We start from the raw sequence: 23,420 nt of genomic DNA, 5'->3' as shown, positions 1-23,420 counted from the left end.
TTGATCCGTGCTGTTATGTTACAACGCTTATTTATATTTTTACTGATTTTCCTTATTTTACCGGACATTTATCTGTATCTCAGATTTATCGTCCATCTTACAGCGAGACGATGGTTGAAAATCCTCTACTGGCTGCCTACTTTCCTGCTATCCACAGGATTGCTTTACCTGGTTTATTTCTCCAACAATGCCTTTGCCGAACGCCATACACAGGATATCGGATGGTTTTCCATCTTTTTCTTCCTGTTCACAGCTCCCAAATTACTGCTTTTTCTCTGTACGGTCATCGGAATCCCTTTTCATAAATGGTTGCGCTGGCCGCGAACTCCTTTTATATGTACCGGACTGACACTGGCCGTAGTTTCTATCGTAATGATTATCTACGGGTCTTTTATCGGGCGTACGCAGTTTGACGTCAAAGAAGTAACCTACTCCTCGTCTAAACTCCCATCATCTTTCGATGGTTACCGCATCGTTCAATTGTCAGACATCCATATCGGAAGCTGGCAGGGAAATGCCTCGGCTATCCAGAATTTAGTAAATCTGGTCAACGAACAACACCCTGATCTTATTGTCTTTACCGGAGATCTGGTTAATCATCGTGCAATCGAACTCAATGATTTTCAACATATACTGGCTGGTCTGAAAGCAAAAGACGGGGTATACTCCATTTTGGGGAATCATGATTACGGTCCTTATTTCCGCTGGAAAAATAAACAAGAGCAAGATGATAACTTGAGCGACCTTCAACAAAGACAAGCCGCTATGGGCTGGAAATTATTGAATAATTCTCATACCATTCTGATTCAAGGTAACGACAGTATCGCCCTTATCGGGGTTGAAAACGAAGGAGAGCCTCCTTTCTCACAATATGCTGACCTGCCCAAAGCGATGCAAGGTACTGAAGGAATGTTTCAGATACTTTTAAGTCATAATCCTACCCACTGGAGACGGGAGGTACTTCCGGAATCAGACATAGACTTAATGCTGGCAGGGCATACCCACGCCATGCAGTTAAAGCTAGGGAATTATTCTCCTTCTTCCTATATCTATCCCGAATGGAGCGGGATGTACCTGGAAGGAACACGTGGATTATACGTAAATGTAGGCATCGGTTATGTCGGATTACCATTCCGCTTCGGTGCATGGCCGGAAATAACAGTGCTTACCCTACGACGGTAAGCACGCTTTTTCCATTGATTTTCTTATGTACCTGTACCTGAACAGAAATACGTTCACTCATCTCCTGTACATGAGAGATAACTCCGATTTTTCGCCCTTGCATCTGTAATTGTTCCAAAGCTTCCATAGCTGTTCGCAGACTATCAGCATCCAACGATCCAAATCCTTCGTCAATAAACAAAGATTCTACTTTCAGGTTATTGCTGGAAAGTGATGATAACCCCAGTGCAAGCGCCAGTGAAATCAGAAAAGATTCGCCGCCCGAAAGCGAGTATACCGTACGTATCTCATCGCACATATCACAATCAATCACCTGAAGCGCCAGCGTATCGGGAACTTGCTGCAATTTATATCGCTTGGACAAATAAGACAAATGTTTGTTGGCATGAAGCAATAGCAGATTCAAAGTGTAACTTTGAGCTATTACTTTAAATTTTGTACCGTCGGCACTCCCTATCAATTTATTCAATTTAGCCCAACGTCCGGCAACCTCCTGCTTTTCAGTTAGTTCCTTAGTTATCTGATCAACGATGGTTTTATTCTTTGTCTGCTGTAACAAACGAGCCTCTACAGTCGACAGAGCACGTTCCGTATTCAAATTATCTTCCTGCTGTTTGGCTATGGTCTGAGGAAGCAGATCCGGATATTCGATATTTTTCTGTTGTTCTCGTAGTTCTTCTATAGTAACAGCCAACTGCTTCATCTCTCCCTGCAAGCCGGAAAGACGGTTTTTCACTCCTTCCACTTGTTTGCGGGCTGTTTCCAAAGCGTCATTCAACTCTTTTTCTTTTCGGGCTACAGCAACCTCAGCTTCATCCGCACTCTTTCCTTTTAATAATAAAGAACGTTCCTGACGAAGTGTATCCAACGCTTTAGCAATCACATCAAATCTTTGTTGTTCACCAGCAACCGCTTTCTGTAAAATAGTTAATTGCTCCTTAACAGCTGCTACCTTTTGCGCAGCCAAACGGCACTGAGCGACATTCTCACGCAAGGCATCACAATGTGCACGTAACTTTTTTATTTTCTCATCACTTTGCTGCCATTCCGCATACAGGTTCCGATAGGCTAAAATACGCTCTGCCAACTCATTCAACCGGCTCCGTATCTGCTCTTCATTTCCTACAGAATCTTCCTCTTGCTGCAAAGCAGACAATTGTTCTTTTATCTGTGCCTCCGTTGCCTTTTGATGAGTCAAATCGCGTTGCAGGGTGATATTGCGATTATTTATCTGCTGATAAGCGGACAATGCTGTATTATATTCCTGTTCCATCCTCCGATAAAGAGTATCTACTATTTCTTGTTCCCGATGATAAGGATGCATCGTACTCCCACAAACCGGACAAGCCTCACCTTCCTGCAACTGCTGACGCAATGCTTTCACATCCTTCCCTACTGCCATACGAGCACTCTCATAAAGTCGATGGAGAGCTTTAACGACAGAATCCTGTTCTGCCAATTGCCGCGTACAAACAACCACCTCCTTTTCCAGTTTCTCTATCTCCTGCTTCGCCTTCAATTGTCCTTCTGTCAATTGCTTCATATTTTGTAGCCGCACCAGTTCCTTTTGGATTTTACTTTGCTCATCTACCAAAGAAGGATAACTAAAAGAATTCAACTGGATAAGACGTTCTTCATTCGCCTTTGTCCATGTTTCCAATCTCTCTTTTTCCTCGTTGAGGATTAATTCAATCTGTTCCGGTTGAAGTGCCTCCACATCTGTACGATTCAGCAAATGGTTCAGAGAGTGATAGGATATCTGCAACTGCCCCATAGCAGATATCAATTTCTTCTCCTGATCTGCCACCTGCTGACGGGCAGCCTGCAAAATCTGCTGAGACTGCATATATCCTGCCTGTTGCGATTGTATTTGCACGTCCAACTGACGTGCCTTTTTCAAATCCGGCTGTATCGCTTCCCATTGTGCTCTAAAATGAAGCAATCCCTCTTCCTGAACAACCAAAGCAGTCTGCAAATTCTTTTGATTAACCAGTTCTCCCTGCTCTTCCTGCTGTTTTTTCATCCAGAGAGTTTCCTGTATCTTTAATGAACGGACAACATTCAATTGTGCATTCAGCTCTGCCAGTAACTTAATTCCTGCAGCACGTTTCTCAGTCAGCAGTTCTTTCTCTTTCTGCAAACTAAGAAATTCGTCCTCCGGCAACAATTCAATCACGCTCATTTTATTGTGTATCATCGCTACCTCTTCTTGTACAGCCTTATTTCGGGCAAAAATTTCCTGAGAAATACGAGAATAAACACCTGTTCCTGTCAGCTTTTCCAATAATTCCGCTTTCGCCGCTCCCCTGGACTTCAAGAAAGTAGCAAAATCATTTTGCGCCAACAATACGGTACGAGTAAATTGTTCGTATGTCAAACCGACCAAATCCACCAACTGCGCCAACAGTTCTTTCTTCGTCCCCTGAAATTCTTTTTCCGTATCTAAATCTTTCACCTCTAACACTTGAGGTTGTAAAGAACCACTCGCCTTATTTCTTGTCCTTCTGACCGACCATCGGGAACGATATCTATGTCCGTCAACTCCTTGAAAATCTACTTCCGCATACCCATCACTTGTTCCACGGCGAAGCAGATTCCTTACATCCGACTGATTTATCTGATTATCTCCCACATCTGCCAGATTGATACTCTCTACCGAGGTCGCAAAACGGGGAGCTTTATCATATAATGCAAGACACAGAGCATCCAGCAGAGTCGACTTGCCAGCTCCTGTAGCCCCGGAAATTGCGAATATACCAGCCGAACATAACGGTTCCACTGTAAAATCAATTTCAACACTGCCTTCTATCGAAGTCAGATTCTTTAATCTTATAGCGATAATTTTCATTCTCCTTCCTCCTCTTCTTTACGAGTTGCAGAAATATATGCTTCCTGAAACAAGTCTGTCAACTCAGCAGACATCTCCGTCTGGTAAACCTTCTCAAAAGCAGATTGCGCGATCTGTAACGGAGACATTTCCTGCAATCCCCTTTTCCAGTCATCAACTTCTTTTTCTACCCTTCCTTCCTGACGATAGGCAGAAATAATTCGTGCCAAACGATATTTTTTACCTACCAATGCATCTTCTATCTCCTGACGAAGCATCGGTTCCGGTTCTTCAAGCAACACCTTGATTTCCAAATACGGTGCTTCTCCCTCCACCTCGGGTAAATCTCTTAACATTTCTATTATTTTTTCCGGTGAGGCAGGGTCTCCGACCGGTACACTGACAAGAGAAATCAGTTGTGGACACTCTATTCTTCTGATATCAACAGCACAACCTTCATCTAAAGTCACCATTACCACACCATGATGATAATGCTTTTCAGCAAAAGACATAGGAATCGGGCTTCCGGCATATCTTACGTTCTCCCTGCCGGATACTCGTTGCGCTTTATGAATATGCCCCAAAGCCGTATACGCAATCTTCTCTGAAAAAGTATCAGGTGATACACACTCCAGACCACCAATTACAGTCCGCTCACTATAATCTTTTTCTGCAATTTCTGATCCGGTAGCCTGCAAATGTCCAATAGCAAGAATAGCCTGATTCGTTTTCCGGCGTGCCCATAATCTTTGCAGAAGTTGCGTATAAAGTTCGCGAACCCCTTCCATATAGGGATTGCCTTCTGTCTCAACTACCGGATAATCTCCCTGACGTAAAAAAGGAACAGCCATACAAAGTACTTCTACTTCCCCTTCCCGGTTTTTCAGCTCTACCGCCAAATGATCATAATCAATCTCTCCCTCGTTCAATTTACGCACTACCCCTCTGACTTCCGTCCGCATAGCTTGCAGCAAAGGCAGGGGAGCCTCCAAACGTGCAGCAGAATCATGATTACCGGCAACAATCACAATTTGCAGTCCCGGGTTTTCTGCAGTCACCCGATAAATAAATTCATAGTACATGCGCTGGGACGCGGCTGAAGGATTGGAGACATCGAACACATCTCCAGCTATAATCAATGCGTCAATCTCATTTTTCCGGATTTCTCTCAATAGCCAATCAAGAAAGGCTTCATGTTCTTTGGTACGGTCATAACCAAAAAATGTCTGTCCTAAATGCCAATCAGCGGTATGTAGTATACGTATCATATCATTATCTCTATATAACAGCAGACAAAAATAGCACAAACGCAAAGATTATGTTGTATCTTACTGCTTTTTTTACCAATAATCATGTATCTTTGCATATATATAAAAAATAAATTCCTAATGAAGATACTATATTATATTTATCAAATTTGCATTGCTTTACCTATCCTATTGGTATTGACTATTCTAACAGCAATTGTGACCATTATAGGCTCTTTACTTGGAGGAGCTCATTTTTGGGGATATTATCCAGGCAAAATATGGTCGCAGCTAATCTGTCTGTTCCTGTTGATTCCTGTCAAGATTCACGGTCGTGAGAAATTACACGGAAAAACCTCTTATATCTTTGTGCCGAATCATCAAGGTTCATTCGATATTTTCCTTATTTACGGATTCATCGGAAGAAACTTCAAATGGATGATGAAGAAAAGCCTGCGTAAGCTACCATTTGTGGGTAAGGCATGTGAAAGCGCAGGACATATTTTTGTAGACCGTTCTGGTCCGAAAAAAGTACTGGAGACCATTCGGCAAGCAAAAGATTCTCTGAAAGACGGAGTGTCTTTGGTGGTCTTTCCCGAAGGGGCACGTACCTTCACTGGACATATGGGATATTTTAAAAAAGGAGCGTTTCAATTGGCAGATGACCTACAGTTAGCAGTTGTTCCCGTAACGATTGATGGTTCTTTTGAAATCCTTCCACGTACAGGCAAATGGATACATCGCCATCGTATGATTCTGACTATTCATGATCCTATTCCTCCTAAAGGGAAAGGTATGGAAAATATAAAAGCTACTATGGCAGAAGCTTATGCTGCTGTCGAGAGTGCACTTCCTGAAAAGTATAAAGGAATGATCAAAAATGAAGATCAGGATCGATAAGAACGAAATACGGGGATACTCACGTACCCCCGTATACCTAACCAGTCTTTATGCATTAATCTATTAAATCAAAAAGTCTATATATTATGTAGAAATCTTATTGTCTGGTTAGACATCATCTGCAATTCTTGGAATGTCAAAGTAAATCCTCTCTTTATTTCCTCTTCTAATCGTTCTAGAGAGAAGTACTCTTCTTTTATCCCATTGATTTTGCCTTTAAAATAATTACTGCATTGTTCGTGCAATGTATCCGGAGTAACCAAGCCTCCAAATCCATATTCCCCCACTACAATAACCGGTTTTCGTTGCAATATCCCTTCATGGGCCATCCCCCTTGCTCCGATGATAAGACCAGCTTTATTAACAGCTTCACTTATCTCTTCATCAGAAGAGATATATCTCACCTGATACTCTTGTATCGTATCTAATAGAATACTCACTCTCAATTTTGCACGGGGACAATCTATCCCTACTGCAATACAAGAATTATATTCTATAAGTTGCTGTTTGTCACCTCCCCAAGTGCCAATAGCAACTATATGATGACTTTTCATGATTATATAATAGCTAAGGTTTAGTTCCTTGTTATTCTATCACCAGTTCTCCGTATACGTATCCGCCTCCGGCTACTTTAAATTCTAGTTTATAAATGCCCGGAGCCCATCCTTCTATAGAGAAGGAAGTTGTCTGTCCAGGAGTTGTTACCTGACATACTTCCTGTACTTGTTCATCCACTAATATTTTCACTTCACCAAGAGAAGCAGTGAAAACAATTTCTACAAGATTATTATCTGTAGAAATAGATGCATCAATAGGAATCACAGGAAGAGAACGACTAGTTGTAGTTGGAACTTCACCTTTTAACACGATAGGTAATTTTCTCTCTACCCGATCTGTACTCTCAATAGCGATCATATTCCCTGCAATAAATAATGCAGCCAGAAAAGATAAAATAAAACGTACTTTCATAACTATATTGCTTTTTTGTTTCGCCAAAAGTACAGCATGTATTCGAAAAAACAAAAAAAACGACCCAGACAAATTACGAGGGATAAGTAATGGATATTCCACTATATATCAACATGTTATCAATTTCAGAATTAACATTTACCCGGACAATTCATTTTTTATTTCTTAGAATTCTTTTAAAAAAGCATCTAAATCATCCTGTGTAGAAATACCTAATCGACCTTTCAACCTACTTTTTGCTCGAGTTACAGAATCAGGAGTCGTGTGAAAAATACAACTCAGCTCTTCATGAGTCAAACCAAATTTAAGAAAACAACAAATCTCAAGATCATGTTTAGTAAGAGTTGGGGCTCTATCCAACAGACGACTAACATAATTCCAGTAAATTAGATCAAATAAGCTAAATAATTTCTGTCGCTCTTCATTTGAGAGTTTTCCTCTTAACGTTCCCTCTTTTATAGCCAATAAAAGCCGAAATGCATGAATAAATGGACCTGAAGATATACCAACATTCAATTCACCTCCCCGTTCTTTAAGGTGTTCTGACAAAATTTTATTCTGCATAGTCAAGAGAACAATCTTTCCATTAAGCTCTCCTACTTTAGTACGATTTTCTTCTAACATCAGATTCTCCTTTACCACCTGATCTTTTGAAATTTGAATATCCTCAATCTCCTGTCGATATCGTTCTATTTCTTCCTCATTATCTCTAATCTGCAACTCTATTTCAGCTATTTTCTTCTTATTATTTCTATTTTTATAATAATAATAGCACATACAGGCAACGACAGATAAAAAGGCAATCGTACCCCATAAAATAAAATTCGTATATCGTACTTTCATTTGCAAGTTATCATTCTGAAGTTTTTCATTCTCATATTTCTTCTGTAAACTTGCTATTAACTCGCGGGAATTAAGCTCCTCCATAGAATTAGTTATGGAATCAGCTAATTCATGATAAACTATTGCTTCTTCAAAATTATCAATATCTTTCTCCAAGAAATACAAACAGTCATATGCACTAATCTGTGTATATGCCTTGGAAGAATTAGCACTCATTTTTAAATATTTTCTAGCATTTTCAGTCTGCCCCATTTGCATATATAAATATCCTAAAGATAAACATTCCATATATTTCTTTTCTTCATCTGTTTCTTTTTCATAAGCAGCTAAAAAATAGCGCTCCGCTTCGGGCAAGTTCTGCATGGAACGATATAAAATTCCTAATTCATGCAATATTGTAATTTCAGATAAATAATTCTTCTGTACTGCTATTTCTAAGGCATTATTATAATATAGGGAACAGCTATCCCATTCAGACTTAAACAAATAAACTCTAGCAATATTTAGACTAGCACTGATAACCGAAAGAGAATCCTTCAACTGTTTATATGTAGTAAGTGCCTCTCTAAAATTCGTCAAAGCATCATCATACAAGTCTTGCTTCCGATTAATCATACCTATCTCTTCCGCAATGAGAGCCAACATTTTAAGATTCTGATTTCTCTCATAAATATCTTTTGCAGCAAGAAAAGACTTTAAAGCTTCCTCCTCCTTATCCAATTCCAGCATGACTCTTCCATGATAAAATAGAGTCTTTGCATACATTATAGGTTTATTCTGAGTTATGGCATAATAATTCAAAGCTATAGTAATCAAGGAATCCGAACTGAATTTCATATAATTCTTATCCATTGTCTGCGTCATCAAAAGAGCATAAGTGGCTTGCGACTCACCCCGCAGTTTTTCAGGATCAGGAATACCTTTCAAGATGTTTAGAGCACTGTCCGGACAGAGATCCATGCACTTTTCCACTTTTGAGAAAGTCATTTGAAGTACATCCGAATCTCTATGACAGGAAACTGCCAGAATAGATATAAAAAAGAAAAAAGCAATACGAATAGAAAGGGGCGTTTTCATCTTATCTTGAGTTTTATGCAAAAATACGCAAAAAACTCAAGAATTATTTCTTTGAACCTACATTTTGTTGCATTCGTTGATGTTCCTCTATCAACTGCATGTTTTCTTTAGCCTTCGTCAGAAACTCTCTCACCATCTTATTACTCTTAAAAGAATAGGGAGCATCCTTTATGATATCGTCTATTTGCGGAGTCATTATAGGATATGGCAAAGAACTACAAAGCATTATAAACACATTGGGACCTAATACGTTTTCATAATTATCTGAAATGAAAGTCTTAACATACTGATTCATAGCTTTCATCAGCGAATCTCCTTCTGCAAGCAACTGCTCGTGAACTTCTTCCAAATCAGCACCATCCATCACCATACGTGTTTCTTTTCTTTCCAGTTCACCGATACTTTCCTCCATTGCATTCTTCTTTGCAATAAAATCATACAACGCTGTATTCAAAGGGGTTCCGACTGCTTTAAGATCGGTATTGCTAATAGTAATAACAATCTTACCGCTTTCCAACACAATCGGCATAACACTCTCGTCATCCATATAAAGTGTTGTCATCTGTACAGAGTCTATCTTTCCCTTCATTGAAAATGATCCATGTACTACTTCAGCCGAATCCAGTTTCGCCCATTCTCCATCCTTCATAGTCTTCAGGTATAACATTTTTCCATCAAGACCATTCACAGAAGATGTTCCTTCTATCTTATACTTATTAGTACACGAAGCCAAGAAGGGTAGCAAAAGCACAAAAGGCAAAATCTTATTCACGTTCATTGTTTCATTAAATTCTGGATGCAAAGGTACAACTGATTCGGACTTAAAAGAAACATTTTATCAATATTTAAAACTTGTAAGACTCTTTTCTTTAATAATCCTTATAAACAGAGGTAGGAGATCATTTTTTTCATTTAGTTTATCTAAATTTGCAGTCATGAAAGCAACAACTTATGCACCTTTTGCCAAACCGCTTTATGTCATGGTAAAGCCCGTAGGAGCCGTATGTAATCTCGCATGCGAATACTGCTATTATTTGGAAAAGGCGAATCTATACAAAGAAAATCCAAAACATGTAATGAGCGATGAACTGCTGGAAAAGTTCATCGACGAGTATATCAACTCACAAACCATGCCACAAGTGCTTTTCACCTGGCACGGTGGAGAAACACTGATGCGTCCCCTTTCCTTTTATAAAAAGGCAATAGAACTGCAAAAGAAATATGCCCGTGGACGTACTATTGACAACTGTATTCAAACTAACGGAACCATGCTCACAGATGAGTGGTGTGAGTTCTTTCATGAAAACAACTGGTTGGTAGGGGTTTCCATTGACGGGCCACAGGAGTTTCATGATGAGTATCGTAAAAATAAGATGGGAAAGCCTTCTTTCGTCAAAGTAATGCAAGGCATCAATCTTTTGAAAAAACATGGAGTAGAATGGAATGCAATGGCGGTTGTGAACGACTTTAACGCCGACTATCCATTAGACTTTTATAATTTCTTCAAGGAAATAGATTGCCATTATATTCAATTCGCTCCTATCGTCGAACGTATCGTTTCACACCAGGACGGACGTCATCTAGCCTCTCTGGCAGAAGATAAAGAAGGAGCATTAGCCGATTTTTCGGTAAGCCCGGAGCAATGGGGTAACTTTCTCTGTACCATTTTTGATGAATGGGTAAAAGAGGATGTGGGCAATTACTTCATACAGATATTCGACTCTACACTGGCAAACTGGATGGGAGAACAACCGGGTGTATGTACGATGGCGAAACATTGCGGACATGCCGGAGTCATGGAGTTCAACGGGGATGTGTACTCTTGTGACCATTTTGTATTCCCGGAATATAAATTAGGAAATATCTACAGCCAGACTCTGGTGGAGATGATGCACAGCGAACGACAGCATAATTTCGGAACGATGAAATATCAATCGCTCCCGACTCAATGCAAGGAATGCGATTTTCTATTTGCATGCAATGGAGAATGCCCGAAAAACCGTTTCAGCCGAACAGCAGATGGAGAAACCGGTCTGAACTATCTATGCAAAGGATATTATCAATACTTTCAGCACGTAGCTCCATATATGGACTTCATGAAAAATGAATTGATGAACCAGCGGCCTCCTGCCAATATTATGAAAGCCTTAAAAGATGGAAGTTTAAAAATATAATATTAACATCATAATTTATAATTGTTATCATAAAGTAATGAACAGACTAAGACTTTATTTATTAGCGCTGACAGCGCTGCTTGTATGTTCCGCAAAAGCGGATGAAGGTATGTGGTTATTGCAACTAATGCAACAGCAACATTCCATCGATATGATGAAAAAACAAGGATTGAAACTGGAAGCTCAGGATTTATATAATCCCAATGGGGTCTCTTTAAAAGATGCAGTCGGTATATTTGGAGGAGGATGTACCGGAGAAATCATCTCACCGGAAGGCTTGATTCTGACCAATCACCATTGCGGCTATGCTTCTATCCAACAGCACAGTAGCGTGGAACACGATTATCTGACAGACGGGTTCTGGGCAACCTCCAGAGATCAGGAACTTCCTACTCCGGGACTAAAATTCACATTTATCGAACGTATCGAAGATATAACAGATATTGTGAATGCTAAAATCGCTGCAAAAGAGATTACAGAATCTCAGTCATTCACCGGTGGTTTTCTCGAAAGTCTGGCAAAAGAATTATATGAAAAAAGTGACCTGAAAGACAAAAAAGGCATTGTACCACAAGCCCTTCCTTTCTACGCAGGAAATAAATTCTACTTGTTCTACAAGAAGATATATCCGGATGTACGTATGGTTGCCGCCCCTCCTTCTTCTGTTGGTAAGTTTGGTGGTGAAACCGATAACTGGATGTGGCCCCGCCATACAGGGGACTTCTCAATGTTCCGTATCTATGCAGATGCCAATGGGGAACCGGCTGAATACAATGCAAGCAACACTCCTCTGAAAACTAAAAAGCATCTGGCAATCTCCATCAAAGGTTTGAAAGAAGGAGACTACGCAATGATTATGGGATTCCCCGGAAGAACCAGCCGTTATCTGACCGTATCTGAAGTAAAAGAACGTATGGAATCAACAAATGAGCCACGTATTCGTATTCGTGGTGCACGTCTGGCTGTATTGAAAGAAGTAATGAACGCCAGCGACAAAATCCGTATTCAATATGCAAACAAATACGCAGGTTCCAGCAACTACTGGAAAAATTCCATCGGAATGAACAAAGCAATCATCGACAACAATGTCTTAGGTACCAAAGCTGAACAGGAAGCCAAATTTGCAGAATTTGCGAAAGCACAAAACAATGCCGAATATGCTGGTGTTGTGAAAAAGATCGATGATCTGGTTGCCCAGACAGCTCCTCTTAATTATCAACTGACTTGTCTGACTGAAGTCTTTTTCGGTGCAATCGAATATGGAAGCACAATGTTGACCAAAACACGGGAAGCATTGGAAGAAAAGAATGATTCTCTGATCAAAGTTCGTCTGGAGGCTCTGAAAGAAAGCTATAAAAATATTCATAATAAAGACTATGATCACGAAGTAGACCGTAAAGTTGCCAAAGTATTATTGCCTCTCTATGCCGAAATGATTCCGGTTGACCAACGACCTGCTATCTACAAAGTGATTGAACAGAAGTATAAAGGAGACTATGACAAGTTTGTAGACGACATGTACGATAAATCGATTTTTGCTAATCAGACTAACTTTGAGAAGTTCCTTAAAAAGCCAACAGTAAAAGCGATTGATGAAGATCTTGCATTACAATACGCCCAATCGAAGTATGATCAATACAGCAATCTTCTCGGTCAATTAAAAGAGCTCGACAAAGAACTTACTTTGCTGCACAAAACCTACATTCGCGGTTTAGGGGAAATGAAACTGCCTGTCCCTTCTTATCCGGACGCTAATTTCACCATTCGTCTGACTTATGGTAATGTAAAACCATACGATCCAAAAGATGGGGTACACTATAACTATTACACAACGACAAAGGGTATTCTTGAAAAAGAGAATCCTGAAGACCGTGAATTTGTCGTACCGGCCAAATTGAAAGAATTAATCGAAAAGAAAGATTACGGTCGTTATGCATTACCCAACGGCGATATGCCTGTTTGTTTCCTGTCAACCAATGATATTACCGGTGGTAACTCCGGTAGCCCCGTACTGAACGAGAATGGAGAACTGATCGGCTGCGCATTCGACGGAAACTGGGAATCATTGAGTGGCGACATCAATTTCGACAATAACTTACAACGCTGTATCAATCTTGATATCCGCTACGTTCTATTCATCCTTGAAAAACTAGGAAACTGTGGCCATCTGATTAATGAAATGACTATCGTAGAATAAATGAGAAAACAAATCATATTTGCTATTTTTTCACTGGCAACTCTTAGCATCCACGCCGACGAAGGCATGTGGGTGCTAACTGACCTGAAAGCGCAAAATGCAGTTGCCATGCGGGAACTCGGACTTGAGATTCCTATTGAGGAAGTATATAATGCCAATAGCATTTCTCTGAAAGATGCCGTCGTACACTTCGGTGGTGGATGCACCGGAGAAGTCATTTCTTCCGAAGGTCTGGTACTCACTAACCATCATTGCGGTTATGGAGCCATTCAGCAGCATAGTAACGTAGAGCATGATTATCTGACAGAAGGATTCTGGGCGATGAACCGTGACGCGGAACTTCCCACACCGGGCCTAACCGTTACTTTCATAGATCGTATCCTCGACGTGACCAGCTATGTAAATGATCAACTGAAAAAGGATGAAGATCCGAACGGAACAAATTATCTGTCGCCTGCCTACCTGAATAAAGTAGCAGAACGATTTGCCAAAGACGAAAACATAGAAGTCACCCCTGCTACAAAACTGGAACTCAAAGCCTTTTACGGAGGAAATAAATATTATATGTTTATAAAAACCGTATATAGCGATATTCGCATGGTAGGTGCTCCTCCCTCTTCTATCGGTAAATTTGGAGCTGACACCGATAACTGGATGTGGCCCCGGCATACTGGAGACTTCTCGCTCTTCCGTATCTACGCAGATAAAAATGGAAAACCTGCAGCATATTCAAAAGACAATGTTCCTTTGCAGGTAAAGAAACATTTGAAAATCAGTATTGCCGGAGTACAAGAAGGTGATTTCACCTTTGTCATGGGATTCCCGGGACGTAACTGGAGATACATGATTTCCGATGAAGTCGAAGAAAGAATGCAGACCACTAACTTCATGCGCCAACATGTACGTGGAGCCCGCCAAAAAGTCTTAATGGAACAGATGCTTAAAGATCCCGCCATACGGATTCATTACGCAAGTAAGTATGCATCTTCAGCCAACTACTGGAAAAATGCGATTGGCATGAACGAAGGATTGGTACGTCTCAAAGTGTTGGATACCAAACGTAAACAACAAGAAGAACTTTTGGCTCGTGGCCGTGAAAAAGGCGATGATTCTTATCAGAAAGCCTTTGACGAGATACGTTCTATCGTAGCTCATCGCCGTGATGCACTGTATCATCAGCAAGCCTTAAATGAAGCACTTGTCACAGCACTTGATTTTATGCGTCTTCCCTCTACTACAGAGATGGTCACTGCTCTCAAGTCAAAAGACAAAGAACAAATAAAAGTTGCTACTCAAAATCTGAAACAAGCCGGTGAAAAATACTTCGCATCAGTCCCTTTTCCGGAAGTAGAACGAATGGTTGCCAAAGCTATGCTACAAACGTATGCCAACTATATTCCGGCGGAACAACGAATCAATATCTTCGAGATTATAAATTCACGTTTCAAAGGAAACATTGATGCTTTTGTAGATGCTTGTTTCGAGTATTCAATCTTTGGTAATCCCAAAAACTTTGATAAGTTTATCAAAAAGCCAAGCTTGTATAAGATCGGACATGATTGGATGATATTATTCAAATATTCCATAACGGACGGAATTTTGAAAACAGCAATTGCCATGAAAGAAGCCAATCAAAATTATGACGCAGCTCATAAAGTATGGGTAAAAGGAATGATGGATATGAGACAGGAAAAAGGAACACCGATCTATCCGGATGCGAATTCAACCTTACGGCTCACTTACGGGCAGGTACTATCATACGAACCTGCTGATGGAGTAATTTATGACGCACATACTACCCTCAAAGGAGTGATGGAGAAAGAAGATCCGGGAAATTGGGAATTTGTAGTCCCCCAGAAGTTGAAGGAACTCTATAAAGCCAAAGATTATGGACGCTATGGTAAAGATGGTGAAATGCCCGTATGCTTTATCGTCAATACCGATAACACAGGAGGAAATTCCGGTAGCCCTGTATTCAATGGCAAAGGACAACTGGTAGGAACTGCTTTCGACCGCAATTATGAAGGTCTGACCGGTGACATAGCTTTCCGCCCTTCATCGCAGCGCGCAGCCTGTGTAGATATCCGCTATATCTTATTTATCATCGATAAATATGCAGGAGCTTCTCACATTATTGATGAACTGAGCATTGAATAAATGAAGAACTAAAAATGAAGAATGAAGAAATTTCAAGCAGCATAGCGCAGCTGATTCTTCATTCTTCATTTTTAGTTCTTCATTAAATAAACTCTTCCACCATATACATCTCATCAATCATTTCATTCATTGTTTCCTGCAAATTCAGTACAGCCTCTTCAGGAGATTCTCCATAAGCATTGCATTGCATGTTTACAGTCAACCAGGCATAGTAACCGCCGTCTGACGCACGTTCAAGCACATAATCTGTCTTATTCAATTTCATATCGGTAAATAATTAGTAAATGTTGGTATTGAATTTACTGCTGATTGTGATGCAGCAAGTTTTTCCAGTTCGATAATAATGCGACGTTCACTACTACGTACCCAACGAACAAAATTACGATTCGGAGAGTACGAACCGGCAAAACGAAGCAGGGATTTCAAATTGAAAGAATCACTGACTATACCTGCTCCTGCTTTCATTGCGTCATATGCGTTGCAATCCTGTTCGATATGTGCTGGAACCATTAGTACAGGTTTACCCAGATACATCGCTTCACAAATTGATTCAAATCCGGCAGTAGTGGCATAAGCACGGCACCCGGCCATCCCATTTAGAAATTTCAGATCATCTATCTGATGATAACTCAGCGTTTCATCAATCCGGGTCACCTCCTCCGCATCCGCCTTATCCCAGAAAAACTTCAAAGGTACTTCCGGATACATTGCATGAAACTGCTCCACACTATCGGAAAAACCAGCATTCACCATATATCCATGGATGTAGTTTCCTTCTTCTGCCTGGATTGCCGTCACTTCCTGACGAATCAAGGGAGGAACCGCTACAATATGTTGTTCATCATCCTGGTCCATTTCTTTGAAAGAGAGAGCCAGTTTCTTCGAGGATCTCAAAGCTGTCATCCTGGTAAAGAAACGCAGCATCCATAATTGAATGGAACTTTTATCCGGGAAGTCAAAATCCTGATGTAAAAACAAGTATTGATGTCCAATGCAAACATACGGAATGGAGGGACGAAAGAGTGCATAGGTAAGTCCCGTCAGAAGCTCGTAGAAGTTGATCACTACTTCCGCCCCCGTCTCCTTAATCCGCTGATTAATATAGCACATACTACGAAAATATTCCGGAAAACGTAGTAAATTATAAGCAAAACTTTTCTTTAGATCAGCCCGTTTGTTATCTGCTGTAGGCTGAAAATTCGGACTGATAAAGCGTTTGACCGGTGCATGAATGTTCCGGTTGAAGAATCCGGGCAGCGTACGTGATGAACTCTTGCCAACTAATACCTCCACCACTTCATGTCCATTGCGCAACAACATTTCTTCAAGAGTGATAGCTTGCGTCAAATGTCCCCTACCTTCACCTTGTACAATAAATAAAAATTTCATGAGGCTATTGTTATTAGTTTATTTCTTATTCATTTGTTTTTTGTTACGCAAAGTTCCTTTTTCCAGATTACATTAAGATGACTCTGCAATTACTATTTTATGAACAAAAACCGCATTTTCACGTTATATTATTAAAATAGAAATTATATTTGCAGTCTTCAAAGACTGATATTTAAATTTAAGAAAGGAAAGATTATGGAAAAGTTTGAAGATTTAATACAGTCACCGGTACCAGTTTTAGTTGATTTTTTTGCAGAATGGTGTGGCCCCTGTAAAGCGATGAAACCAGTTTTAGAAGAACTGAAAACAATGGTAGGTGATAAAGCCCGTATAGTAAAGATAGACGTTGACCAACATGAGGATTTGGCCACTAAATATCGTATACAGGCAGTTCCGACTTTTATTTTGTTCAAAAATGGAGAACCCGTGTGGAGACATTCCGGAGTTATTCACAGCAGCGAATTAAAAGGAGTCATCGAACAAAATTATGCATAAAAAAGAAAACAGCGAATGAAGAAAGTATTAGCAATGGTAGCTTTTGTCATGTTGAGCGTTATCGTATACGCTTTCAATGACAAACCAGATACCAATCAAGGCAAACAAGAAGTAACAGGTAACGGTGAAGTTGTCGTCATGAACAAGGAAATGTTTCTGAAAGACGTCTTCGATTATGAGAAATCCAAAGAATGGAAATACAAAGGTGATAAACCCGCCATTATAGATTTATATGCTGATTGGTGTGGTCCCTGTCGTCAAACAGCCCCGATCATGAAAGAATTGGCAAAGGAATATGCAGGGAAGATCACAATCTACAAAGTAAATGTAGATAAACAGAAAGAATTAGCTGCCCTGTTTAACGCAACAAGTATTCCTTTGTTTGTATTCATTCCTATGAAAGGAGATCCACAGCTTTTCCGAGGAGCCGCAGACAAAGCGACTTATAAGAAAGCGATCGATGAATTTCTACTGAAATAAAGAAAAAAGATGGTGACGCTATCCGGTCAGGATAGTGACACCATCATAAGCACATAGTGACGCTATCCGGTCGGGATAGCGTCACTATTTTTAGATACCAGATAAGTGTCATTTATAGTATCCTACGGGATGATTCATCAAAGGAATCTGACTCTCTTTCAGTTTCAAAACTTTCTTCAATTGAGCAGCATCCATTGATGCACGCGGAACGGTAGCCAATTTAGCAGCTGAACAAAATATAGAAATATTCTGCGAAACAATGCCTGCATCTACAGCTCCCATCAATTGAGTCTGTGCTTTCCGGGCATCACCCAAACGAGAAACATCACTAATTAATACCAAAGATACCGGAGCCACTTTCACAAAAGCCTGCCCTCCTGCCACTGCTCCACGATGATCACCTTCAGCAACCAAATTCAGCTGATGATTCTTTGCGTCATACAGATAGCTACCTTCCTGCAAGATCACATATACATCCACATCCTGCTTATTCATAGCTGACGGGGCAGTCCGCTTTCCTGAGTCCGGACGATTGATGCCGTTAGCAGCCCATAACAAATCCGACAAGTCAGCAAGACTCAATGCCTTCGAAGCATATTCCCGAGCGGAGTGACGTTCGGACAATGCCTTCATGACAGTACCTGCACGATTCAAATTCGGCTTTGGCAATTTAATTACTTTATCAGCAGCAAAAGCAGTAGCCGACAATACTAGACAAATTAAAAATAGTTGTACTTTTCTCATAACTGTGGTATTTAAATGTTAATAGGCAAATATAAACAAAAAAGGTCTGCATTCACTTTAGAATACAGACCTTTTAAAAGTTATTTATAAGGCTTTATTATTTCTTATCTCCGAAATAACGGTTGTAAAGTCCTTCAAAACCTTTACCGTGACGAGCTTCGTCCTTGCACATTTCGTGTACAGTATCGTGGATAGCATCCAGATTCAAAGCCTTAGCACGAGTTGCGATACGTTTCTTATCTTCACATGCACCTTGCTCAGCATCTTTACGTTTTTGTAGGTTAGTTTTTGTATCCCAAACACAGTCACCCAGCAATTCTGCAAATTTAGCTGCGTGTTCTGCTTCTTCCCAAGCATAACGTTTAAAAGCTTCAGCAACTTCAGGATAACCTTCGCGGTCTGCCTGACGGCTCATAGCCAAATACATACCTACTTCAGTACATTCACCCATGAAGTGATTGTTCAGATCCTTGATCATTTCTTCGTCACAACCTTTTGCAACACCGATAACGTGTTCGTCAGCAAAAGACAATGCACCACCTTCTACTTCAACAACTTCTACGAACTTGCTTGCAGGAGCTTTACACAATGGACACTTCTCAGGAGCTGCGTCACCTTCATAAACGTAACCGCATACAGTACATCTAAATTTTTTCATTTTCTTCTCAATTTTAAATTAATTAGTCAATACGTGTTTCTTTATCTTTTCTTAAGCAATTCTTACATATACCTTTATAATAATAATGAACTTCCGTTACTTGATGACCATCCATTTCCAAACTTTCAACTTTCTTCACCGCCTCCGGACATTTTAAGTCGTAAATATGTCCGCAACGTCTGCATAGAAAATGAGAATGAACAGAAGTATCTGCATCAAAATTTGTATTTTTCTCGTCAATCGTAAGCATCAGAGCAGCCCCCTGTTCCGAAAACAACTTCAGAGTATTGTAAACCGTTGTCTTCGAAAGCGTCGGCATGGAAGGAGATAACGCTGTATAGATATCATCAGCCGATGGATGAATCGGATGATTCATTAAATATTCCATAATCGCTATGCGCTGCATAGAAGGCTTTATATTATGCTCTAACAATCGTTCATATGGTTTCATAAGTTCTCCTTCTTTTTCAAAGTTGTATTCATTACAATTATAAATCTGATGCAAATATAGAAAGTCCCAATATCATTTCCAAATAAATTCAATACTTTTTTGCAGATATATATTACAAAATTCATTCAAACAATAAAGGCCATCTTTCGAAAGATGACCTTTATACATTAATATATTCCTGCTTCCACCTTAATCTTTATCTGCCTTAGCTTCTTCTATTATTGATTCAGGAACTTTCTCACAACGAGCATATTTACTCACATCGTTGTCATCGTCTTTTGCAGTCCAAATCATAGAACCGGATTCCAACAAATCGGTGACAATATAATCGTGATTCCAGTCCCCATTACCAAAATCATATTCTCCACTGATAACATATCCCAAATAAGGATCATTTTCAAGACTGAAACTACCAGTAATATAGCGTGCATACATGCTATCGAACTTTTGGTACATCTCAAAGGTTAGCTCCCTACGATTAAACGTTATATAGCAATATGTACCTTCTGTCATAGGCTGTCCATTCCATTCAGCAAGTTGCCAAGTTCCATTCAAGTTGGCAGCAGTGACCGGTAATGTAGGAATCTCTGCCTTCTCATCGTCATCACAAGATACACAACAAAGCACGAATGCGAATAGAGCCATTAAATTAAGAATATTCTTCATGTCTTCTTTTTATTTTTATCATTACTTAATATAGTTTACTTTAATATTCAATGTTCGGTCAGTCTGTTGACCATCCACTCCTTCTATTATAATAGGAAAGGTAAACGAACCAACCTTTTCTGCAGGAATCAAAGAGGTATCTATCGTGACCACTATGTCAGCTTCACTACCCGGGCTGATAACTTCCGGTTCCGTGCGAAAAGCAGCAAATGCAGGAAGGCCGAGGGCCGTCAAATGCAATGATTGATCTCCGCTGTTACCACACAGGACTCGTTCCGAAGCATGTTTTCCAAACGCTATCTCCCTAAATTCAATCCGGTTCTGCTTCAGCCTCAGTTTCCCCATCACGTAGGGATAACGTCCCCATTCATCCGCTCCGGGCAACACATTACCTGTCAAAGTGAGGCGTGCCACAGGCATTTTGTCCGAAAGAGACAAATAAACGAAAGCATTCGTATCTATCGTCCCGGGATGGTTTTTCGGATTGTAAGTCAGTGCAATAACGCCCGATTCACCAGGAAGTATTTCTCCGGTGTGAACATCTGCCACTGTACATCCACAGGTTGTTCTTACATGAATCAGATTGATCGTTTTATCACTTACGTTAGTATATGTGAAATGATAAATCTTTGGAGCATCATCCTCAGTCATTGTCCCAATATTCAGCACAGTCTTATCAAAACGCAGGATTTGTTCCCCCTGCTTCATCAACGGCGGATTTATCAGCGTATCAGTTTTCTCCTGTAGCATGGAACGGACATCCCGGGCTTCAACCACCCGGAATGATCCGACGACCACACAGAATAAAAACAACCGTATCCAAGTAATTGGTTTCATCGAATATCAAAGTTACATCCAACCGTTATCATTGGCCTTCTTACGAACAGTGACGGTTATGGTCTGTTCGCTTCCGTTGCTTACCTTCACTACAATACGAGCCGCACCAGTTTTTACACCGGACACCTTCATCAGCGTACCGCTTACAGTTACTGTAGCAATAGCAGGATCACTTGATGTACAAGTATAGGTTAATGTTTCACCATTTACAAAGTAGTAGGCAAGATCGAGAGTCGATGTTGCACTTTCTGCCACATATATATTCGGCACTACCATGTCTGATCCACTGCCTTCTATATTATTCAGTAACATTCCGGCATCAACCAGTCCGGCCCCCATTTTACCTATGTATTTCGACAACTCCACTCTTGTGGGAGACGCTCCGGCAGACAGATGATTACGATAATACGTTTTCACTTTACCATTACCATACCAGCTATCCAGCGATTTTGTAGATGCCTTCAACAGTTCAATAAATTCACTTGCTTTAAAGTGACGGCGTTGTTTAACAGCATACGACAATCCCAATGCCGCAACTCCTGACACATGTGGACAAGCCATGGACGTACCATCCATAAATCCATAAGCAGCAGTACCGTTTTGTATCCACGTAGAAAGAATTGAACCGGAATATATACCATCTATCCAGCTTTCCGGATCATCTTTTCCTACCGGATTATAATATTCCGTATCGCCACCGGGAGCAGAAATAGTCACTTCTTTCCCATAATCGGTATAAGAAGCCGGAGTAAAATCGGCTGCTACCGCACTTACCGATACACATTTGGAATAAGCACCTGGAAAGGCAGGCATTCCTGCATATTCGTTGCCAGAAGCAAAAATAACCAGCCCTCCGTCAATTACCCCATTGGGAGAACCGGCATTATTAATAAAATAGTCCAATGCTTCTTTTTCCAACGGATAAAGACTCTCCCACTCTTCTTCTGACCCCGGGCCAGGAGTATATCCTTCAATTATACTAGCCAGGGAAGAATTGTACCCCCAGCTACATTGTAGAATTACAGCACCATTATCAGCCGCATACTTGATGGCTCTAGCCTCAGCATCCAACGTAACCCCTGCATCACCTGAAAACACCTGACATGACATCAGCTTCACACCAGAGTTTTCAGAACCATCACCACCGGCTATTCCACAAACACCTATACCGTTACCATTCATAGCGGCAATAGTTCCGGCAACGTGTGTTCCATGTCCCGTATCACTTGCTTCCGTCCATGAAATAATTCCTGTATTACTTACGAAATTATAGCCGTACTTATCATCCTTATATCCGTTACCATCAGCATCAGTATCGGCATAAAGTTCTTCTCCTTCATTCACCCAAATATTACCTGCCAAGTCTGGATGAGTATTCATGACACCTTCATCCAGCACAGCAACAATAATAGACGGATCGCCTGTACACTTTTTCCAAGCCTCCATACAACCGACATCACATCCTATTTCCGAACCGTTTCCTAATTCATTTTGATAATCAAAAAGATTACTTCCACTATTGGCATAATGCCATTGAGTAGCAAGCCCCGGATCTGAAAAAGAATTTCCTGCCATTACAACACGCGAAGCTACTTTCTGTTGTAAAGCACTCTCGCTAATATAGCTCCGGTAATTTTGTTTTTTATAAGCACGTTGAATGTGCCCATTCCCCTGTACTTTTGATATTTCACCCAGTTTACCAAGACGATTAGCAGCCTCCCGTAAATCTGTGTTTTCATCAAACTTTACACGATACCACAAATGCAGACCGGCAGCACGAGTGCGCTCCTCATTCTTTGCATCTACCGGAAATATACGTTCAAAATGATATGTTCCCAGAATATCCAGTACCTCATCAGTAGATGGAATCCCGGAACGAGTCATAGCTCCACCACTTCTGGTTGCAACTTTGAGAGTCCGGTCGAGGATTTCGCTCATTGCAGGATCGAATTTAATCAGCAATTCACCGGAAGTGACATCAGTCGGAAGCTGAACCTCCGTCCCCCCTATAGGGGTAGACGGTTGTTCAGTAAGTTCTTGTTCCGAACACGCAGCCAGCATCAAGGCAAACAGTGCTGTATATAAGAATTTTTTCTTCATTGTTCCTTTTTAAAATTATTCTTGTTA

Annotated in this window: 21 protein-coding genes; 7 read left to right on the top strand and 14 right to left on the bottom strand. The window is 40.5% G+C overall.

The genetic code is table 11. The features are described from left to right. The first annotated feature begins 15 nt into the window (after positions 1-15). Positions 16-1,182 carry a metallophosphoesterase gene (locus K6V30_RS14210; protein WP_010537519.1) on the top strand — a complete coding sequence of 389 codons (1,167 nt, stop codon included), beginning with the start codon at positions 16-18 and terminating at the stop codon, positions 1,180-1,182. Here K6V30_RS14210 and K6V30_RS14205 read toward each other — a convergent pair. Together K6V30_RS14205 and K6V30_RS14200 are read right to left on the bottom strand one after the other, a co-directional pair. Beyond that, positions 1,166-4,030, bottom strand: coding sequence for an AAA family ATPase (locus K6V30_RS14205; protein ID WP_055269209.1), 2,865 nt, complete (start codon positions 4,028-4,030; stop codon positions 1,166-1,168). The two genes, K6V30_RS14210 and K6V30_RS14205, sit on opposite strands and share 17 nt — an antisense overlap. Beyond that, positions 4,027-5,277, bottom strand: a complete 1,251-nt coding sequence (locus K6V30_RS14200; protein WP_010537517.1) for an exonuclease SbcCD subunit D — start codon at positions 5,275-5,277, stop codon at positions 4,027-4,029. Before K6V30_RS14200 ends, K6V30_RS14205 begins: the two co-directional genes overlap by 4 nt. Before the next feature lie 120 nt (positions 5,278-5,397). Between K6V30_RS14200 and K6V30_RS14195 the strand changes: the two genes are divergently transcribed. Continuing rightward, complete coding sequence (locus tag K6V30_RS14195) at positions 5,398-6,156, top strand: lysophospholipid acyltransferase family protein (RefSeq protein ID WP_022301746.1); 759 nt, start codon at positions 5,398-5,400, stop codon at positions 6,154-6,156. 77 nt (positions 6,157-6,233) lie between these two features. On the opposite strand, the gene K6V30_RS14190 is transcribed toward K6V30_RS14195, so the two are convergent. From K6V30_RS14190 to K6V30_RS14175, 4 genes are all read right to left on the bottom strand, one after another. Next, positions 6,234-6,710, bottom strand: a complete 477-nt coding sequence (locus K6V30_RS14190; protein WP_010537515.1) for a hypothetical protein — start codon at positions 6,708-6,710, stop codon at positions 6,234-6,236. 31 nt (positions 6,711-6,741) lie between these two features. Further along, positions 6,742-7,125 (bottom strand): DUF3244 domain-containing protein, encoded by a 384-nt coding sequence (locus K6V30_RS14185; RefSeq protein WP_010537514.1) that lies wholly within the window; start codon positions 7,123-7,125, stop codon positions 6,742-6,744. 165 nt (positions 7,126-7,290) lie between these two features. Then, positions 7,291-9,045 carry a tetratricopeptide repeat protein gene (locus tag K6V30_RS14180; RefSeq protein ID WP_022301747.1) on the bottom strand — a complete coding sequence of 585 codons (1,755 nt, stop codon included), beginning with the start codon at positions 9,043-9,045 and terminating at the stop codon, positions 7,291-7,293. A 43-nt stretch (positions 9,046-9,088) separates the two neighbouring features. Next, positions 9,089-9,823 carry a DUF4369 domain-containing protein gene (locus K6V30_RS14175; RefSeq protein WP_010537512.1) on the bottom strand — a complete coding sequence of 245 codons (735 nt, stop codon included), beginning with the start codon at positions 9,821-9,823 and terminating at the stop codon, positions 9,089-9,091. A 157-nt stretch (positions 9,824-9,980) separates the two neighbouring features. Between K6V30_RS14175 and K6V30_RS14170 the strand changes: the two genes are divergently transcribed. Genes K6V30_RS14170 through K6V30_RS14160 form a run of 3 tightly spaced genes read left to right on the top strand, consistent with a single transcriptional unit; the run spans position 9,981 to position 15,573 of the window. Beyond that, positions 9,981-11,219: an anaerobic sulfatase-maturation protein gene (locus K6V30_RS14170; RefSeq protein WP_022301748.1), complete on the top strand. Its 1,239-nt coding sequence runs from the start codon at positions 9,981-9,983 to the stop codon at positions 11,217-11,219. Positions 11,220-11,256: 37 nt separating this feature from the next. Beyond that, positions 11,257-13,416, top strand: coding sequence for a S46 family peptidase (locus K6V30_RS14165; protein WP_055269210.1), 2,160 nt, complete (start codon positions 11,257-11,259; stop codon positions 13,414-13,416). Then, the gene (locus K6V30_RS14160; RefSeq protein WP_010537509.1) at positions 13,417-15,573 is read left to right on the top strand and encodes a S46 family peptidase; all 2,157 of its coding nucleotides are present in this window, start codon (positions 13,417-13,419) and stop codon (positions 15,571-15,573) included. Between the two features lie 82 nt (positions 15,574-15,655). Here K6V30_RS14160 and K6V30_RS14155 read toward each other — a convergent pair whose 3' ends face one another. Continuing rightward, positions 15,656-15,838, bottom strand: coding sequence for a type II toxin-antitoxin system HicB family antitoxin (locus K6V30_RS14155; protein ID WP_008760535.1), 183 nt, complete (start codon positions 15,836-15,838; stop codon positions 15,656-15,658). Continuing rightward, positions 15,835-16,962, bottom strand: a complete 1,128-nt coding sequence (locus K6V30_RS14150) for a glycosyltransferase family protein (protein ID WP_010537508.1) — start codon at positions 16,960-16,962, stop codon at positions 15,835-15,837. Before K6V30_RS14150 ends, K6V30_RS14155 begins: the two co-directional genes overlap by 4 nt. A 195-nt stretch (positions 16,963-17,157) precedes the next feature. Here K6V30_RS14150 and trxA point away from each other — a divergent pair, with 195 nt between their 5' ends. Then, entirely contained in the window at positions 17,158-17,457 is a 300-nt protein-coding gene (gene trxA / locus K6V30_RS14145; RefSeq protein ID WP_010537507.1) for a thioredoxin, read from the top strand. Positions 17,458-17,472: 15 nt separating this feature from the next. Continuing rightward, positions 17,473-17,937, top strand: a complete 465-nt coding sequence (locus tag K6V30_RS14140) for a thioredoxin family protein (RefSeq protein WP_010537506.1) — start codon at positions 17,473-17,475, stop codon at positions 17,935-17,937. A gap of 108 nt (positions 17,938-18,045) precedes the next feature. On the opposite strand, the gene K6V30_RS14135 is transcribed toward K6V30_RS14140, so the two are convergent. From K6V30_RS14135 to K6V30_RS14110, 6 genes are all read right to left on the bottom strand, one after another. After that, positions 18,046-18,681 carry a SagB/ThcOx family dehydrogenase gene (locus K6V30_RS14135; RefSeq protein WP_022301751.1) on the bottom strand — a complete coding sequence of 212 codons (636 nt, stop codon included), beginning with the start codon at positions 18,679-18,681 and terminating at the stop codon, positions 18,046-18,048. 97 nt (positions 18,682-18,778) lie between these two features. Further along, entirely contained in the window at positions 18,779-19,339 is a 561-nt protein-coding gene (locus tag K6V30_RS14130) for an NADH peroxidase (RefSeq protein WP_010537504.1), read from the bottom strand. A 22-nt stretch (positions 19,340-19,361) separates the two neighbouring features. Continuing rightward, on the bottom strand, positions 19,362-19,790 hold the full coding sequence (locus K6V30_RS14125) for a Fur family transcriptional regulator (protein ID WP_010537503.1): 429 nt from the start codon (positions 19,788-19,790) through the stop codon (positions 19,362-19,364). Between the two features lie 189 nt (positions 19,791-19,979). Beyond that, a complete protein-coding gene (locus K6V30_RS14120) occupies positions 19,980-20,456 on the bottom strand; it encodes a lipocalin-like domain-containing protein (protein WP_010537502.1) in 477 nt (158 codons plus the stop codon). 21 nt (positions 20,457-20,477) lie between these two features. Further along, positions 20,478-21,293, bottom strand: coding sequence for a DUF1573 domain-containing protein (locus tag K6V30_RS14115; RefSeq protein WP_055269211.1), 816 nt, complete (start codon positions 21,291-21,293; stop codon positions 20,478-20,480). A 12-nt stretch (positions 21,294-21,305) separates the two neighbouring features. Continuing rightward, positions 21,306-23,393 carry a S8 family serine peptidase gene (locus tag K6V30_RS14110; RefSeq protein ID WP_055269212.1) on the bottom strand — a complete coding sequence of 696 codons (2,088 nt, stop codon included), beginning with the start codon at positions 23,391-23,393 and terminating at the stop codon, positions 21,306-21,308. Positions 23,394-23,420: the final 27 nt, after the last annotated feature.

This window comes from Bacteroides faecis, from assembly GCF_020091505.1.
Taxonomy (GTDB): Bacteria; Bacteroidota; Bacteroidia; order Bacteroidales; family Bacteroidaceae; genus Bacteroides; species Bacteroides faecis.
The sequence above is the reverse complement of the archived record's forward strand: the minus strand, read 5'-3'. Positions and strand labels throughout refer to the sequence as shown.